This window comes from Oceanihabitans sp. 2_MG-2023 (genome assembly GCF_030547245.1).
Taxonomy (GTDB): Bacteria; Bacteroidota; Bacteroidia; order Flavobacteriales; family Flavobacteriaceae; genus Oceanihabitans.
In genome coordinates this window covers 1-16521 of record NZ_JAUOQT010000006.1, presented here as the reverse complement: position 1 = coordinate 16521, position 16521 = coordinate 1, and the positions used below count along the sequence as shown (strand labels likewise).

General features: G+C 32.7%; 14 protein-coding genes, 1 tRNA gene and 1 pseudogene. 9 read left to right on the top strand and 7 right to left on the bottom strand.

The window, feature by feature from the left end:
• The 7 genes from bglX to Q4512_RS12735 all read left to right on the top strand — a co-directional run bounded on the left by bglX (window position 1) and on the right by Q4512_RS12735 (window position 7840).
• Window positions 1–2316 carry a beta-glucosidase BglX gene (bglX, locus tag Q4512_RS12765; protein WP_303425330.1) on the top strand — a complete coding sequence of 772 codons (2316 nt, stop codon included), beginning with the start codon at window positions 1–3 and terminating at the stop codon, window positions 2314–2316.
• Window positions 2317–2352: 36 nt separating this feature from the next.
• On the top strand, window positions 2353–3792 hold the full coding sequence (locus Q4512_RS12760) for an aldehyde dehydrogenase (protein WP_303425327.1): 1440 nt from the start codon (window positions 2353–2355) through the stop codon (window positions 3790–3792).
• Window positions 3793–3871: 79 nt separating this feature from the next.
• A complete protein-coding gene (locus Q4512_RS12755) occupies window positions 3872–4654 on the top strand; it encodes an SDR family oxidoreductase (RefSeq protein WP_303425324.1) in 783 nt (260 codons plus the stop codon).
• Window positions 4655–4831: 177 nt separating this feature from the next.
• A complete protein-coding gene (locus Q4512_RS12750) occupies window positions 4832–5368 on the top strand; it encodes a 3-hydroxyanthranilate 3,4-dioxygenase (RefSeq protein ID WP_303425321.1) in 537 nt (178 codons plus the stop codon).
• A 42-nt stretch (window positions 5369–5410) separates the two neighbouring features.
• Window positions 5411–6493, top strand: a complete 1083-nt coding sequence (locus Q4512_RS12745) for an amidohydrolase family protein (RefSeq protein WP_303425318.1) — start codon at window positions 5411–5413, stop codon at window positions 6491–6493.
• Between the two features lie 78 nt (window positions 6494–6571).
• Complete coding sequence (locus Q4512_RS12740) at window positions 6572–7213, top strand: O-methyltransferase (protein WP_303425315.1); 642 nt, start codon at window positions 6572–6574, stop codon at window positions 7211–7213.
• 57 nt (window positions 7214–7270) lie between these two features.
• A complete protein-coding gene (locus tag Q4512_RS12735; RefSeq protein ID WP_303425313.1) occupies window positions 7271–7840 on the top strand; it encodes a hypothetical protein in 570 nt (189 codons plus the stop codon).
• A gap of 224 nt (window positions 7841–8064) precedes the next feature.
• Here Q4512_RS12735 and Q4512_RS12730 read toward each other — a convergent pair whose 3' ends face one another.
• The 6 genes from Q4512_RS12730 to Q4512_RS12705 form a co-directional block, all read right to left on the bottom strand.
• Window positions 8065–9579: a S8 family serine peptidase gene (locus Q4512_RS12730; protein ID WP_303425311.1), complete on the bottom strand. Its 1515-nt coding sequence runs from the start codon at window positions 9577–9579 to the stop codon at window positions 8065–8067.
• Window positions 9580–9831: 252 nt separating this feature from the next.
• On the bottom strand, window positions 9832–10119 hold the full coding sequence (locus Q4512_RS12725) for a twin-arginine translocase TatA/TatE family subunit (protein WP_303425308.1): 288 nt from the start codon (window positions 10117–10119) through the stop codon (window positions 9832–9834).
• Window positions 10120–10199: 80 nt separating this feature from the next.
• The gene (locus Q4512_RS12720) at window positions 10200–12506 is read right to left on the bottom strand and encodes a M1 family metallopeptidase (protein WP_303425306.1); all 2307 of its coding nucleotides are present in this window, start codon (window positions 12504–12506) and stop codon (window positions 10200–10202) included.
• 64 nt (window positions 12507–12570) lie between these two features.
• The gene (locus Q4512_RS12715; RefSeq protein ID WP_303425305.1) at window positions 12571–13074 is read right to left on the bottom strand and encodes a DUF6702 family protein; all 504 of its coding nucleotides are present in this window, start codon (window positions 13072–13074) and stop codon (window positions 12571–12573) included.
• A 94-nt stretch (window positions 13075–13168) separates the two neighbouring features.
• The gene (locus Q4512_RS12710) at window positions 13169–13951 is read right to left on the bottom strand and encodes a hypothetical protein (RefSeq protein WP_303425303.1); all 783 of its coding nucleotides are present in this window, start codon (window positions 13949–13951) and stop codon (window positions 13169–13171) included.
• Window positions 13938–14738, bottom strand: a complete 801-nt coding sequence (locus Q4512_RS12705; protein ID WP_303425301.1) for a carboxypeptidase-like regulatory domain-containing protein — start codon at window positions 14736–14738, stop codon at window positions 13938–13940. Before Q4512_RS12705 ends, Q4512_RS12710 begins: the two co-directional genes overlap by 14 nt.
• Window positions 14739–14877: 139 nt before the next feature.
• On the opposite strand from Q4512_RS12705, the gene pepE reads away from it, so the two are divergent.
• Entirely contained in the window at window positions 14878–15585 is a 708-nt protein-coding gene (pepE, locus tag Q4512_RS12700; RefSeq protein WP_303425297.1) for a dipeptidase PepE, read from the top strand.
• A gap of 32 nt (window positions 15586–15617) precedes the next feature.
• Here the strand turns inward: pepE and Q4512_RS12695 are convergent.
• A tRNA-Gly gene (locus Q4512_RS12695) sits at window positions 15618–15690 on the bottom strand.
• A gap of 175 nt (window positions 15691–15865) precedes the next feature.
• On the opposite strand from Q4512_RS12695, the pseudogene Q4512_RS12690 reads away from it, so the two are divergent.
• Window positions 15866–16521 (top strand): annotated as a pseudogene (locus Q4512_RS12690) (hypothetical protein); the annotation flags it as partial.

Genomic DNA, 16521 nt, shown 5'->3' with positions numbered 1-16521 from the left:
ATGAAACTTTCATTTAAAAATATTTTTATTTTGACTTTACTTCTAACTGTTATAGGGAGTTGTAAAAAGAAAGTTACTTCACATAATAAAATTTCAACAACCACATTAACAGCTAATAAATTGACAATTGAAAATAAAATAGATTCATTATTAAACATTATGACTATTGAAGAAAAAGTAGGTCAAATGAATCAATATAATGGGTTTTGGGATGCTACTGGTCCTGCACCAAAAAATGGAACTCCAGAAAACAAATACGACCATTTAAAACAAGGATTAATTGGAGCAATGCTGAATGTAAAAGGTGCCGAGCAAATTAAAGCCCTTCAAAAAATAGCTGTAGAAGATACTCGTTTAGGAATCCCTTTGTTATTTGGTTTTGATGTAATTCATGGTTACAAAACACTTAGTCCAATTCCACTTGCAGAAGCATCCAGTTGGGATTTAGTAGCTATTCAAAAAGCCGCAAGAGTCGCTGCAACAGAAGCTTCCTCTGCTGGTATAAACTGGACTTTTGCTCCAATGGTAGATATAACAAGAGACTCCAGATGGGGACGAGTTATGGAAGGCGCTGGAGAAGACCCTTTTTTAGCTAGTAAAATTGCAACTGCAAGAGTTAAAGGCTTTCAAGGTGAGGATTTAAAAGCACCAAACACTATTGCTGCTTGTGCTAAACATTTTGCAGCCTATGGATTTATTGAAGCTGGTAAAGAATATAACACAGTAGATATTGGTACATCAACACTACACAACATCATTTTACCTCCTTTTAAAGCTGCCGTAGATGCCGACGTAAAAACATTTATGAATGGATTTAATGAACTTAATGGCGTTCCTGTAACTGCCAACTCTTATTTACAAAGAGATGTTTTAAAAAACAAATGGGATTTTCAAGGATTTGTAGTTTCCGATTGGGCTTCTATTAAAGAACTTATTAATTGGGGACACGCTAAAGACGACAAACAAGCTGCTAAAATAGCTGCAAATGCGGGCTCTGATATGGATATGGAGGGATATGTTTATGTCAATGAACTAGCAAAACTAGTAAAAAACGGAGAGGTTAAAGAGACTATAGTAAACCAAGCTGTTAGACGTATTTTAAGAGTGAAATTTGAACTTGGACTATTTGACGATCCATACAGATATTGCGACATTAAAAATGAAAAAAACACATTGTATCATCCAAAACATCAAGAAGCTGTTTTAGATATTGCAAAAAAATCAATTGTTCTTTTAAAAAATGAAAACAAGCTACTTCCTCTAAAAAAAGAAGGACAAAAAATTGCACTTATTGGAGCCTTAGCTTCCGATAAAAATAGCCCGTTAGGAAGTTGGCGTACTTCTTCAGATGACCATACTGCGGTATCTGTTTTAGAAGGTCTACAAAAATACACAGGAAACTCACTTACTTACCAAAAAGGAGTAGATGTAAGCATAGGAGAAACAAACTTTGTTAACGAAGTAACAATTAATTATTCAGATAAATCAGAATTCCCAAGTGCTTTAAACCTAGCTAAAAAATCGGATGTTGTTATAATGGTTTTAGGGGAACATGGTTTTCAAAGTGGTGAAGGAAGAAGTCGAACAGAATTGGGCTTACCTGGATTACAACAAGATTTATTAGAAGAAGTTTTTAAAGTAAATAAAAACATTGTTTTGGTACTAAATAACGGAAGACCTTTAGCTATAGAATGGGCTGCAAAAAACATCCCTTCTATTGTAGAAGCATGGCAATTAGGGTCACAATCTGGAAATGCAATAGCGCAGGTATTGTATGGAGATTATAACCCTAGCGGAAAACTAACGATGAGTTTTCCACGAAATGTTGGTCAAGTTCCTATTTATTACAATTACAAAAACACTGGCAGACCCTTAAATGGAGAAGGGAATGTCTTTTGGTCACATTATAGTGATTCTAAAAACACCCCATTATTTCCTTTTGGATATGGATTAAGTTATACCAATTTTAAATATAGTAACTTCAAGATAAATGGCACTACATTTAAAATGAATGACACCATAAAAATATCTGTAGAAATAACAAATACTGGGGAATACGATGGAAAAGAAGTTGTTCAACTATACATAAGAGATTTAGTTGGAAGCATTACAAGACCAGTAAAAGAATTAAAAGGTTTTGAATTAATTGAAATTAAAAAAGGAGAAACAAAAACAGTACATTTTCTTTTAAATAAAGAATTATTAGGGTTTTATAATAATCATGGAGAATTTATCACAGAGCCGGGTAATTTCAAAGTTTTTATTGGGGGAAGCACTATAGATACAATGGAAAAAGAAATAGAGCTAATTAATTAATAACGGTGTATTAGAATTTTTAAATCCTTAAAAACAATGACCATTAAAAACTACATAAACGGAAATTTCCACAATCCAATTCAAGAGAACTGGCTAGATAATTATAACCCATCTAATGGAGAGGTTTATGGTCAAATACCTAACTCATCCAATGAAGATGTAGAAAACGCTTATATCGCTGCAAAATCTGCTTTTCCTAGCTGGTCACAAATAAGTATAGAAGAGCGCAGTAGAATATTAATTAAAATTTCGGAACTACTAGAAGCCAATTTAGATCGTTTTGCAGCAGCAGAAAGCAAAGACAATGGAAAACCAATAAGTCTAGCAAAAGCAGTCGATATACCAAGAGCTGCAAGTAATTTTCGTTTTTTTGGCAATGCGATAACCCAATTCGCTAGTGAAAGCCACGAAAGCGTAGGTCTACAAGCTGTAAACTATACATTACGTCAACCAATTGGTGTGGTTGGTTGTATTTCTCCTTGGAATCTTCCCCTCTATCTTTTTACATGGAAAATAGCTCCAGCAATTGCCGCAGGAAACTGCGTGGTTGCCAAACCAAGTGAAGTAACACCAATGACGGCCTATTTATTAGGTGAAATTTGTAATGAAGCTGGACTACCAAAAGGTGTTTTAAATATTGTTCATGGCTTAGGTACGACCACAGGACAAGCAATAATTGAACATGAAGATATAAAAGCCATTAGCTTTACAGGTGGAACAGCAACAGGTGCACATATAGCAAAAGTGGCTGCACCAATGTTTAAAAAACTATCGTTAGAATTAGGCGGAAAAAACCCCAATATTATTTTTGCAGATTGCGATTATGAAGATATGCTAGACACTACAGTTCGTTCATCCTTTGCTAATCAAGGGCAAATTTGTTTATGTGGAAGTCGTATTTTTGTAGAAGCTTCTATTTATGAGAAATTTAAAGTCGACTTTGTCGAAAGAATTAAAGCTTTAAAAGTTGGTCATCCCGCGGAAGCATCCACAAATATTGGTGCATTGGTCTCTAAATCTCATTTAAAAAAAGTAAAAGAATTCATTGAAATAGCAAAAACCGAAAACGGAACAATTCTTTGTGGCGGAAATGAAGTAACCATTAAAGATTTTGAAAACGGTTACTATTTAGAACCAACAGTCATAGAAGTACCAACAAATGAATGCAGAGTGAATCAGGAAGAAATATTTGGACCTGTAGTTACTATTATGCCTTTTCTTACAGAAGATGAAGTCCTTCAAATGGCAAATAAAGTAAAGTATGGTTTGTCTGCTACTTTATGGACCAATAATTTAAAACGAACCATGCGAATGAGTAACCAATTACAAACTGGAATAGTGTGGATAAACACTTGGATGTTACGCGATTTACGCACACCCTTTGGAGGTATGAAAGCCTCTGGAGTTGGACGCGAAGGCGGATTTGAAGCTTTACGTTTTTTTACGGAAGCAAAGAATGTTTGTATAAAATACTAATTCCCATAAAAGTGGGAATCTTATAAATTGAAACAAGATTAACTTTAAAAAGATTCCTGCATTCACAGGAATGATAAATATGAATTTACAACTTAACAACAAATACGCATTAGTTTGCGGAAGCACAGCAGGAATAGGAAAAGCTACAGCAATTGCTTTAGCAGAAGAAGGTGTGCAAGTAACGCTTATTGCTAGAAATGAAGACAAGTTAAAAGCAACATTAGCCCAATTACCACAGCATAGAAATCACGATTATATTGTTGCCGATTTTTCGAACCCGAAGGAATTAAAAGAAAAAGTAGCAGTCTACATAAATCAAAATCATGGTTTTCACGTATTAGTAAATAATACTGGAGGACCAAAAGGAGGACCAGTTTTTTCTGCAGAAATTGAAGAATTTGAAAGTGCATTTACACAGCATTTAAAATGTAACCATGTATTAGCGCAAGCAGTTGTTCCGTTTATGAAAAGTGAAGGGTTTGGAAGAATTATAAATGTAATTTCCACTTCAGTTAAACAACCTCTTGATGGTTTAGGTGTTAGCAACACTATTCGTGGTGCGGTTGCTAATTGGAGTAAAACCTTAGCTAACGAGCTTGGTCAATTTGGTATTACAGTAAATAACGTATTACCTGGAGCTACAGGAACCGATCGATTGGCAGAGATTATTAAAAACAAATCGGTTAAAACAGGAAACACGGAAGAAGAATCTGCTAATGCTATGAAAAGTGCCGTACCTGCAAAACGTTTTGCAAAACCAGAAGAATTAGCAGCTGCAATTACTTTTTTAGCTAGTGAATGCGCTAGTTATATTAACGGAATTAACCTTCCTGTAGATGGAGGAAGAACGAAGTCTTTATAATTCTTTATTTCATTTTTTATTGCTAATTTTATTGCATTGATGAATCTGCGTTAAGGATTGAGGCATTGTTGAAGCTCCTCGCAGAGAGCGACTGCCGTAAAGCCTGACTTTTGTGATCCTGCAAGGTTTTAAAAACCTGGCAGCTATGCGCAAAAGTAACGCCCAAAACAAAAAACCATGAGTAAATTATTTCCTCCTATAAATTTTAAAGCTTGGATTGAAGAAAACAGACACCTTTTAAAACCACCTGTTGGTAATAAAGTGGTGTGGAAAGATGGCGATTTTATCGTAATGGTTGTTGGTGGACCAAATAACAGAAAGGATTATCACTATAATGAAACTCCGGAGTTTTTTCATCAAATTGAAGGCGATATTATTTTAAAAGTTATCGATAAAGGCACACCTAAAGATATACATATTAAAGAAGGTGAAATATTTTTACTACCTCCAAAAGTCCCGCATTCGCCACAACGTGGTGCAAATACGGTTGGTTTAGTAATTGAATACCCAAGAGATAAAGGTGTACAAGATGCCTTACTTTGGTTTTGCGAAAACTGTACTACCAAATTATACGAAGAGGATTTTACCGTGAAAAATATTGAAACAGATATGCCAAAAATATTTGATAAATATTATGGAGATACAAATAAACGCACTTGCCCTAATTGTGGGGAAATCATGCAACCGCCAGCAAAAGTAAAATTAGACAAATAAAAACCAACCTTTTAAAGATTCCTGACCTCTCAGGACCTAATTATGAAACGTAAACTTAGAATTAACGGTCACTCCCATTTACTTCCATACCCTGAAGAAATCCCTCAGTTTATGCAAGACAAAGAAATTTTTTGGGTAGATAAAGATCGAAAATTCATGCTTCAAAAAGATTGGAACAGACCTATTACAGACTCCAGTTTCTTTTTAGATGAGAAACTTGCTTGGATGGAACGTTTTAAAATTGATCATGCCGTAGTTTTAAACTTATCGCAATTGTACGGTAATGGTTTGCGAGTAGAAGAAATGAAGCAAGCCTTAAAATTTCAAAACGATTTTAATGCCAAAGTACAACGCGAAAACCCTAGTAAATTTACATGTGGCTTTGTCGTACATCCCGGATTTGTTCGTGGTGCTTGCTGGGAAATTGAACGTTGTGTAGAAGAACTAGGATTACAATTACTTTGTTTACCAACGCATTACATGGACACTATTGGCACATGGCGTTGTATTTTTGACGAAGAAAACGAGCCTATTTTTGAGTTGGCTAATAAATATAATTTAGCTGTAGAAATTCATCCTTATGATGGTGAAAAATTTATAAAATTAGAAAATACTTCTTGGCGCTTTCATTTAATTTGGATGCTTGCACAGTGTGCTGATGCTTACCACTTTTTAACCTTGAATGGCTACCAAGACAAGTATCCTAATATGCGAACTTGTTTTGCGCATGGTGGACAATTAGCACAAATAAACTTAGGAAGACGAATTCAAGGTTTTGATGGTAGACCCGACTTATTTGAAGGTAAAAGTCATCCAAGAAAAGCGGTTGGACATAAAAATATCTTTTTCGACACTTTAGTTCATGACACTGGTGGTTTGGATTTATTATTAAAGAACCAAGGTTCTAAACAGGTTTTAATGGGGCTAGATGATCCTTACCCACTAGGGGAAATGGAAAGTGAAAAGCAAAGCTCTTATCCTGGAAAAATTTTAGACTTAGCTATAGACAGAAAGATTATTACAGAAACAGAGCGTGATGCTATTTGGGAAGACAACGTAATCCAATGGTTATGTGGAAATGACCAAACTGCTAAAGACAAGCTAATAAAACGAATATTAGGATAACAACAAGGTCTCCTCGAGCGCAGTCGAGAGGTTTATTATTATAAAAAAGGTCTCGACTGCGCTCGACCAGAAAAACTAATGTACTTTTTACCTGAAAAACTAGATGACTACGTTGTGGCACATAGCCAAGATGAGCCTAAATTATTGCAACAACTTACTAGAGAAACCTATCAAAAAATACTACAACCTATTATGCTTTCTGGTCCTTACCAAGGTCGTGTACTAAGTATGATTTCTAAGTTAATTAGGCCAAAATCTATTTTAGAACTTGGGACTTTTACTGGTTATGCAACACTTTGTTTAGCCGAAGGGTTACATCAAGAAGGTGAAATTGACACTATTGATATTAATGAAGAGTTAGAAGATTTTCAGCGTAAATATTTTAATAAATCTGGTTACGGAAAACAAATACATCAACATTTAGGAAGTGCTATCGATATTCTTCCTACCTTAAACAAAACCTACGACTTGGTTTTTATTGATGCAGACAAGCCTAACTACGTTAATTACTTTCATTTAATTATTAACAAGCTAAATCCTGGTGGCATTATACTTTCTGATAATGTGCTTTGGCATGGAAAGGTTATTGAACCTTTAAATGACAAAGACATTTCTACTAAAGCAGTTTTAGAATTTAATACGCTTTTAAAAAATGACGAGAGAATTGAAACGGTATTACTACCTATTCGCGATGGATTAACCATTAGTAGAAAACGATAATATTGAAATTAAATCATTTTAAAACCAGGAATAAAAAATAAAAACCATTAAAAATCCATGAACAAAACTATAATACTATTATTGTTTTTAATAATCGGATTTGTATCCTGTAAAAACTCGAAAAAGCAAATTGACAATATTGAAATTGCAAAACAATATTTTAAAGTGCTTGATGATTCACACTACTCTAATGTATCTAATTGGTTTCCAGATAGTTTAACCACCATTGAAGGGAAACATAAAAAAGCATATTCAAAAAGCGATTATATAGAGTTTTTAAAATGGGATTCTGTTTTTGAACCTAGTTATAAAATACTTGCAATTGAGCAAAAAAACGGTCTTGTAAAAGCAAAGATTTCAAAGATGGATAAAAGAATCTCTTTTCTTCATGAAGAACCATTTATTACAAATGAAATTATTGAAATAAACAACACTAAAATAATTCGTGTAGAGACAGAATATGTAAATTTTAACGAAGCAACTTGGGGAAGGAATAAAAACCGCCTTTTAACTTGGATTGATAAAAATCATCCAGAACTAAACGGTTTTATATATGACCAAACAGAATCTGGAGGAATAAAATTTTTACAAGCAATAGAAATGTATAAAACTAAAGCAATTTATTAAACGACATACAAACACAATAAAATTACTGCAAAACACTCTCGGCAATTTTTTGGTGGTTTGGATCTTCAAATACAATAAAATGCAGTTAATGACAAAATTTTACACGACATAAATCGTTCAATTTTAGTAATTTACACAGCATTATTGAGATCCATGACTAATAGATAACATAAAAAAAGTCCTCTAAAACAAGAGGACTTTTTTATAATTTAAAATAGTTAAATTTATTGTACTGCTTGCAAAGCATCTATATTGCCATACCCGAAACTACTGTTCTTATTAGGATAAAACTCTGCAGATTGTTTTAACTTGTTTAACACTTGTGTTTTAGACCATGTTTGGTGTTTTGCCCAAACCAAAGCTGCTATACCTGCTGTAGTTGCTGTTGCAACAGATGATCCACCAGTGTAACGTCTATCTCCATTGTAAAACCCTAAAACTGGAGGAGCTTTACTTGTATTATTATTACCTTCCATGATAATAGTAAAATCAATTTTACTACCACTATGACAAACTTCACATCTGTCATAATTTGGACCGTCATCTACACCAGTTACGGCAACAGTTTCACTCATAGTAGCTGGAAAAATAACACCATATCCATTTGTAAAACTAGTAGATGTACCTCCAGCTGCAAAAATTAATTTTCCTTTACTATTTGCATATTTAACTGCATCTTTAATATTACCTATTGACCACAAATAACCAATAGACATAGATATTATTTTCACATCATTTCTATTTCCTAGTTGTGTTAGTGCGGCAGATACACCTTTACGTTCATGATAATCGTTTAACAATACATCTTCTGTAGCTCTGTAAGCGACTAAATTTGCATTGTAAGCTACACCAACTGGCATTCCGTTATCATTACGAGGTGCTGCCATGGTAGAAGCCATTGCAGTACCGTGTCCACATTTATCATGTGGCCCATCATAATTACTTGACCACCACCAATTAGAATCTATAAAAGTACCATATTTTTGTACAAAACGCCCGTTAGAATACCCATCGTTAATACCAGAGGAATTTAATAGTGGTTGTGAAGCGGAAACACCAGTATCAATCAAACCAATGGTAATTCCAGATCCTGTACTGTAATTCCATGCTTGTTGAATATTATGTTGATCGAAGTGCCAAGAAACTTGTGCATTATTAGGGCTTATTGTAGAATAATGTGCCGCATTAATTGAAGCTCCATCTTTATCGCACCCAGAACTGGAACGTGAAGTATTTATGGTTTCGTATTGGTTATATCCATTTGGTTCTAAATATCGAACTCCTTCACTTGCTAGTAAATCCTTTATGGTTTCCAAATTTTCTACCTTTACATCGATTACATTAATAATATCATGTTCGACAAGAGTTTCTTTGCTTTTAGAATATCCTTCGTTAGCTTCTACAATTTGAATTATATTAGCTAAAGTAGATTTTAAACGATCTGTTTTTATCTCTGCAAAACTTTCCCCTTCTTGTCCGTAGCCAATGGTTAAAACATTATTTCCTCTAACTACTGCACTCCAGAGTGTATGCGCATCTACGTCTTTCCAATCGAAAGTACCTGTTGCTGTTAAACTTTCGTCTATTAGAGCGTTTATTTCTGAAACTGTTAAGAGTTCCTGTTGTTCCTCTACAACTGTATTTTCTTGTTGTTCTTTAAGATAATCTTCGTTTTGACAAGCATTAAAAAAAGTAAAAGCTACCAATAGGATGGATAGCTTAAGTAATGGTTTTTTCATTTTTATATATTTTATGGTTAGCACCTAAATATATAAATTTTTCTTAAAAAAGTATCTCTAAAAATAACAAATTGACAAACAAAACACTTTATTAATACTGAATTAACATTGCAGCTCTATTGTAGTAAAATTTTTGTGGTTATAATTGTATTGCGTTAGCGGTAGAAATGACATCCTTTTTTTGCTGCCATATATGGCAAAAAAAGATATAATGGATAACGCGACCCTTGTGGTAACGCCCTAATAAAGTATTTACATTTTTCTTTTAACAGAACCTGTAAAATCTTCTAGTTCGTCTTTTACTTTTTTTAGTTCTTCGTCTACATCTTTAGTGATACTGGAATCTATACCATGACTTTCTGCACTTTTTGTTATTTCGTGCTTAATGTCGTTAGTTGCATCTTTAAGAGTACGCATACCTTTACCTAAGCCACGAGCTATTTCTGGTATTTTGTCTGCTCCAAATACCATAATCACCACAAATAGAATTAGTACTATTTCTGGGCTACTTATAAATAAAGATGTTGTTTTTAGTATCACAGTACAAATATAGTGAGTTGTTTATTAGAAATAAAAAAAGCCGACTGTTAAAAGTCGGCTTTTTTAAAAATATTTTAAAACTAGTTTTTTACCTTGTTTTTAAATTTGTCGAATTTACTTTGACTAATTTCTTTTGGCCAAGCATTATTAGAAGTATCTACATCTGCAGTTTCTAAATTTGGATCTACTTTTATAGATACAATTTCTTTTTCTGAAGCGATAGCTTTGCTAACTTCTTTATCATTTAATCTCCAAATTTGCGCTGGATATGTAATTGTTTTTGTAGTACCATCGGCATATGTATACTCTGCAATTATAGGCATTACCAATCCTCCTGGTTTTTCGAAGGTTACTTTATAAAAGAATTTTGGTTCTTTAATATTTGCTCTTTCTGCAGGAGTAAAATTATCCATTACATACTCATTTAACGTTGGAGAATTTTCTAGAGCAGATTTTCCTTTTAAGTTTTCATTAAAATCTTCACTTCCTTCTTCTACAAAGAATACTAAAGGAGGTAAATCACTTAACTTCATTCCTCTTTGCTCTGCGATTTTCTTAATTTCGGCATTTGGTTCGTTAGATACGTAGTATTTTTTCACATCTTTAACTCCTATATCTACGTAATCTGTTGTGTAGAACCATCCTCTCCAGTACCAATCTAAATCGAATGCTGATGCATCTTCCATAGTTCTAAAGAAATCTTCTGGTGTTGGGTGTTTAAACATCCAACGTCTTGAATATTCTCTAAATGCGTAATCAAATAATTCTGGCCCCATTACTGTTTCTCTTAGAATATTAAGAGCGGTTCCTGGCTTACCATAAGCATTATTACCAAATTGATATGTATTTAATCCTTTAGTCATGATTGGAGCAATAAAATCTTGATCTCCTCCCATATAGTTTACAATTTTAGCGGCTGGACCACGACGTGAAGGGTATGCTGTTTGCCCTTCTGAAAGTGCTGCTGGATACCATTTACCAAAATCTTGTTCTGCTACGTATTGTACGAAAGTATTTAAACCTTCGTCCATCCATGTCCATTGTCTTTCATCACTATTTACAATCATTGGAAAGAAGTTATGACCAACTTCATGAATAATTACAGACATCATACCAAATTTTGTTCTATCGCTATAGTTTCCTTCTGCATCTGGGCGACCATAGTTCCAGCAAATCATAGGGTATTCCATACCTTGTTGTTTAGCATGAACAGATATTGCTTTATGGTACGGATAATCGAAAGTCATACGAGAATACGACTTTAAAGTACTTGCAACTGCTTTAGTAGACCAATCTTCCCAAAGTGGGTTTCCTTCTTTTGGATATAGAGAAACAGCCATTACATCTTTGTTCCCAATTTTAACAGCCATCATATCCCAAATGTACTTTCTTGAAGTTGCAAAACCAAAGTCACGCACGTTTTCTGCGTATAGTTTCCATGTTTTTGTTTTGGTAGATTTTATTTTTTCGGCAGCTTCTGCTTCCGCTTGAGTTACAATTAAAACAGGCTCGTCGTAAGACTTTTTTGCTTGCTCATAACGTTTCATCATTTCTTTAGAAAAAACTTCTTTTCTATTGGTTAACTTTCCTGTACCATCTAGAATATGATCTGCAGGAACAGTAATATTTACTTCAAAGTTCCCGAAAGGAAGTGCAAATTCGTCTCTTCCCCAAAATTGTGAATTTTGCCATCCTTCGACATCGCTATATACTGCCATTCTTGGGTAAAATTGTGCAATTACATAGTTTCTATTATCGCTGTCTGGAAAATATTCGTATCCAGATCTTCCTCTTCCATTTACGTGGTCATTAATATTATACCACCATTTTATAGAGAAGGAAAATTTTTGCCCTGTTGCTAATGGTGTTGGTAATTCTACACGCATCATGGTGCGATTAATCATGTGTTGTAAAGCACGACCATTTGCATCTTTTACTTCTTGAATATTAAAACCACCATCAAAAGGATCTGTTAAATATTTATTTGCAAAACCACCTAGTGTTTCTGCTGGTTGTGAAGCATCATCACTAATTAAAGGAGTTTTAGAGTCTTTAGCTCTCATGTTTTGATCTAACTGTACCCAAAGATATTTTAATACGTCTGGAGAATTGTTGGTGTATGTTATGGTTTCATAACCCGATAATTTAGCATTAACATCGTCTAATACTAGATCCATTTTGTAATCTGCCTGCTGCTGGTAATACGCAGATCCAGGAGCTCCAGACGCGGTTCTATACATATTTGGTGTAGAGAACTCATCGTAGAGTTGCTTAAATTTGTTATTGTTTGTGTGACCTTGCTCTCTTTCTGTTGCTTCTTCATCTTGGGCGAATGCACCAACCGAAAGGAATAAAGCGGAAAGGAATACGTACTTTAATTTATTCATTGGATAAAATTTTGTTAGAAAATCATGACCAAATTACTGAAATTTTAAAAATATTAACCTTTTTTTAATTAAAGTTTAACACCCCTTTAGCATTTCCGTTTCTTAATAGAATACTTTTATTTTTACCATTAATATTGGTGCGAATGATATTTTCTTGTTCCTCAAACAAATCCATCAATACGGTATTGGTAATTTGAAAACTTTGTATCTCTTTAATACCTTCGATTTCTAGATAAAAAATTAAAATTTCATCTTCGTATTCTTTTCCTAAAAAATTAAAAGCTGTAGGCTTCTGATTGATATGTATCTGAATTTTTTCATTTAGATATCTTTCGATATACATATTTATTGTAGATAATTCGTCTTCTACATCTAGTGTAATATTTTCATCATAACGTTCGCGAAGTAGCCTTTCAAAATCGTCAATAAAAACTCTAGATATTATTTGTATTGCTTCTTTTTCTTTTACGTATTCAATTTTTGTAACACTAACATAGTATTTATGTATTGCTGAAAATGCTAGCATTGGTATAACAATAAGGAGTAATGCGATTTTTAGATTCTTCATATATATTTTCCTTAAAAACAGAACTTTTTTATTAAATGTAAAAGTAATTATATTTTCGTGAGTTTGGTTTCAAAAAGCATTCCAAAGCAACTATTTATTCTTTAATATGCATTATTGTTTTATATTTCTTTAATTTTTCTTTTAAAAAAACTAATATTTCTAAATCGCTTTTGGTATTGCAAAACTCGGTAAAATTTTGAGCATCACTAACAAAATAAAAATAATCCATAACATTATCTTGTGGCAATGGGTTTTCTTCAAATAAATCCTTAGAGAAAGTAGTTTTTACTTTGTACATAAGCACTTCCTTTTTTTCTAACTTCACTATGGTTTTTAACTTTTTTGTTCTACCAGAAATGGTGTTAAGTAGTTTATTAACATTAAGAGAAAGTCCAGTATACATAACACCATGATCTGCATCATATAGTATTCTTTCATTTTGGGTTTTTAAAGGCCCTTGATAACTAGGTATACCAAGACTTAAGGAAGTTATTGGTTTACCTTCAACGGAAGCCATATCCTTTAATAAATCTCCTGACAGGTATTTACCTACTATCACTTCATCTAATTCATTGATATGTTCCTCTAAGGATATTGCTATTTTTTTAGACAAAACATGATCCATAGTTATAAGAATGGTTTCTAATTTATTTTGAATTGAAGAAACAATTAAAGTATCGTTTAGTTTTGCAGGAATTACAAACTCTCCTTTTTTGTTAGTAATAGTAAATTTACGAGAGGTTTTATTTATGATATGTATATTTTCTATGTCATCGACACTTGTAACCTTGCCTTGTAAATCTATAGTTTGCGACCATGACATTTGAAAACAAACCGAGCAAACCATTAATGTAATTATAAACTTAATGTTGTCCATTTTTACTTTTTAAAAACAATTTACTTTGTTTAAGCAAAAACTCTAACAATACTACTTCATTCTCTTTTTTAAGCAATGTATAATCTAATGGACTTGCTTCAACAAAAGCATAAAAAGCTTCGGTTTCACTTATAGGTATATAAAAGTTTTCAAGAATAAATCCTGGAGAATATATATCGGATAAATCCAAAACTTGTTTTGTTTCTTCATCTCTTTCTTTAAGCTCCAGATAATTAAGTTTCTTTTTCTTTTTAAACTTGACTCCAAATAATTTCAACATTTCTACAGGATTAAAGCCATTATAAAGTTCTCCCTTTTTAATTATAACATTATCTACTTTATCCATTCTAATATCATCAAATTCCAAATTATCCATAGTTCCGACATCTATAGGAATTGGTTTAAAATATTCTGCATTATCCACATCTACCAATAATTCGCCAGTTAAATCATGTGTAAGTATTACAACTTCATCTAAAGTATTTACTTCTTCATTTACTAATATGGTAAGAGCTCTACTTTTAATTATTTCTTCGTTAATAATTACGGTTACTTTTTTTAAAGTAAGCGCAGAAATTTCTAAGACATCCTTTAATTTCACTTCTATAGTAAATGCTCCGTTTATATTTGTAATTGTCCCTTTTTTAGAGTTACTATTATAAATGGTAATATTTTCTATATCAGAAGCTTCCGAAACTATTTTACCCTGAATTTCAATGTTTTGTGACCAAGATATTTGGACACAAATTAAACTTATCATTAGCGATAAAAAATATGTAGTTTTCAAGTTGTTAGTTTTTAATAGCTTAAAGAACGTATTTCAAATCTTAAAGAAAATGAAAAGACTATATAAACTTTTGTTAAAAACAATTCTTTATTTTTACTAAAGTTTAATTAACCTGTTATCCTTTTTACAGAAAACAAATATGAAAAACATAATTATAGCTAGTACTTCTACCATACATGGAAGCGATTATTTAGAATATCTTTTACCTGAATTGTCCGTTTTTTTTAAAAACGCATCTACTATCTTATTTATTCCTTATGCAAGACCTGGCGGAATTTCGCATGAAGATTACACAAAAAAAACAAAGATAGCTTTCTTAAAAATAAACAAACAGGTTACTGGTATTCATACATTTAAAAACCCTACGGAAGCTATTAAAAAAGCAGAAGCAATTTTTGTTGGTGGTGGAAATACATTTGTTTTAGTTAATCAATTATACAAAAACAAACTACTTACAGTAATTAAAGAAGAAGTAGAAAACGGAAAACCATACTTAGGAACAAGTGCAGGAAGTAATATTTGTGGTCTAACGATGCATACTACCAACGATATGCCTATAGTAAAACCTCCAAGTTTTAAAACTTTAGGCTTGGTACCTTTTAATATAAATCCGCATTACTTAGATCCAGACCCAAATTCTACACATAAAGGAGAAACACGCCAAACTAGAATTAAAGAATTTCATGCATATAATTCTCAACCAGTTATTGGTTTAAGAGAAGGAAGTTGGTTAATAGTTCATAATAGCACTATAACACTTAAAGGGAAGCTCCAAGCAAGAATTTTTGAGCACAACCAAACTCCTTATGAGGTAAAGGTACTTACAGAACTTAGTAAGTTAAAATAAAAAAAGCCTCATCTATTAAGATAAGGCTTTTGAGCGAGAGACCAGGTTCGAACTGGCGACATTCAGCTTGGAAGGCTGACGCTCTACCAACTGAGCTACTCTCGCATTCGGATGGCAAAAATAATTATTATTATTATAAATCAAAGCTTTTTCTTTAAAAATATTAAGCATTTCAACTGTTTTTTTGAACGTTTCATCGATAAACACTTAATGCAATATGTAAAACACTGTAAACAAGTGCCTATCAAATACTTTTGTATCTCGATTTAAAAGTAAAAAAATGAAAAACGCCCTAATAGTATTTGTATTCCTAATTTCTTCAAGTTTATTTTCTCAGGTAAAAATTGGAAATAACCCTAGTACAATAGATGGTTCTTCTATTTTAGAATTAGAAAGCTCGGAAAAGGTTTTAGTAGTTACCAGGATATCAAATTCTGAAATGAATGCTTTAACTCCTCTTAATGGAGCTATTATCTATAATACGGATGAGGATTGTTTGTTTCAATTTAACAGCAATGCATGGTCTAGTTTATGTGTTGATGTCATGGCAAATGAAACGGTTACGACTTTAATAGATAATAATGATGGTACTTTTAGTTATACAAACGAAACAGGCACTGTCACAACTATTATTAAATCTGCTCTTATAGATAATGGTGATGGAACATTTACTTTTGATAGTGGAAATGGATCTCCTATAACTATAGATGTTTCAGCTTTAGAAACCGTAACAACACTTTTAGATAATACTGATGGCACTTTTACTTACACATCTGAAGATGGTACTACTACAACTATAAATACAAATAGTGCTGAAACTATAACAACTATCGCACTTAACGCAGATGAAGCAAGTATCGACTATACCGATGAAGATGGTGTTATTACCAACCTAAACTTTGCAGCTATTGTTGCAAACTTAGAAGCACTAACTAC

What these genes read in the sequence shown, in the direction of transcription:
- Q4512_RS12755 (WP_303425324.1), top strand. Translation starts at nt 3,872, where the DNA reads ATGAATTTACAACTTAACAACAAATACGCATTAGTTTGCGGAAGCACA.
- Q4512_RS12760 (WP_303425327.1), top strand. Translation starts at nt 2,353, where the DNA reads ATGACCATTAAAAACTACATAAACGGAAATTTCCACAATCCAATTCAA.
- Q4512_RS12745 (WP_303425318.1), top strand. Translation starts at nt 5,411, where the DNA reads ATGAAACGTAAACTTAGAATTAACGGTCACTCCCATTTACTTCCATAC.
- Q4512_RS12740 (WP_303425315.1), top strand. Translation starts at nt 6,572, where the DNA reads ATGTACTTTTTACCTGAAAAACTAGATGACTACGTTGTGGCACATAGC.
- Q4512_RS12735 (WP_303425313.1), top strand. Translation starts at nt 7,271, where the DNA reads ATGAACAAAACTATAATACTATTATTGTTTTTAATAATCGGATTTGTA.
- bglX (WP_303425330.1), top strand. Translation starts at nt 1, where the DNA reads ATGAAACTTTCATTTAAAAATATTTTTATTTTGACTTTACTTCTAACT.
- Q4512_RS12730 (WP_303425311.1), bottom strand. Translation starts at nt 9,579, where the DNA reads ATGAAAAAACCATTACTTAAGCTATCCATCCTATTGGTAGCTTTTACT.
- Q4512_RS12720 (WP_303425306.1), bottom strand. Translation starts at nt 12,506, where the DNA reads ATGAATAAATTAAAGTACGTATTCCTTTCCGCTTTATTCCTTTCGGTT.
- pepE (WP_303425297.1), top strand. Translation starts at nt 14,878, where the DNA reads ATGAAAAACATAATTATAGCTAGTACTTCTACCATACATGGAAGCGAT.
- Q4512_RS12710 (WP_303425303.1), bottom strand. Translation starts at nt 13,951, where the DNA reads ATGGACAACATTAAGTTTATAATTACATTAATGGTTTGCTCGGTTTGT.
- Q4512_RS12715 (WP_303425305.1), bottom strand. Translation starts at nt 13,074, where the DNA reads ATGAAGAATCTAAAAATCGCATTACTCCTTATTGTTATACCAATGCTA.
- Q4512_RS12750 (WP_303425321.1), top strand. Translation starts at nt 4,832, where the DNA reads ATGAGTAAATTATTTCCTCCTATAAATTTTAAAGCTTGGATTGAAGAA.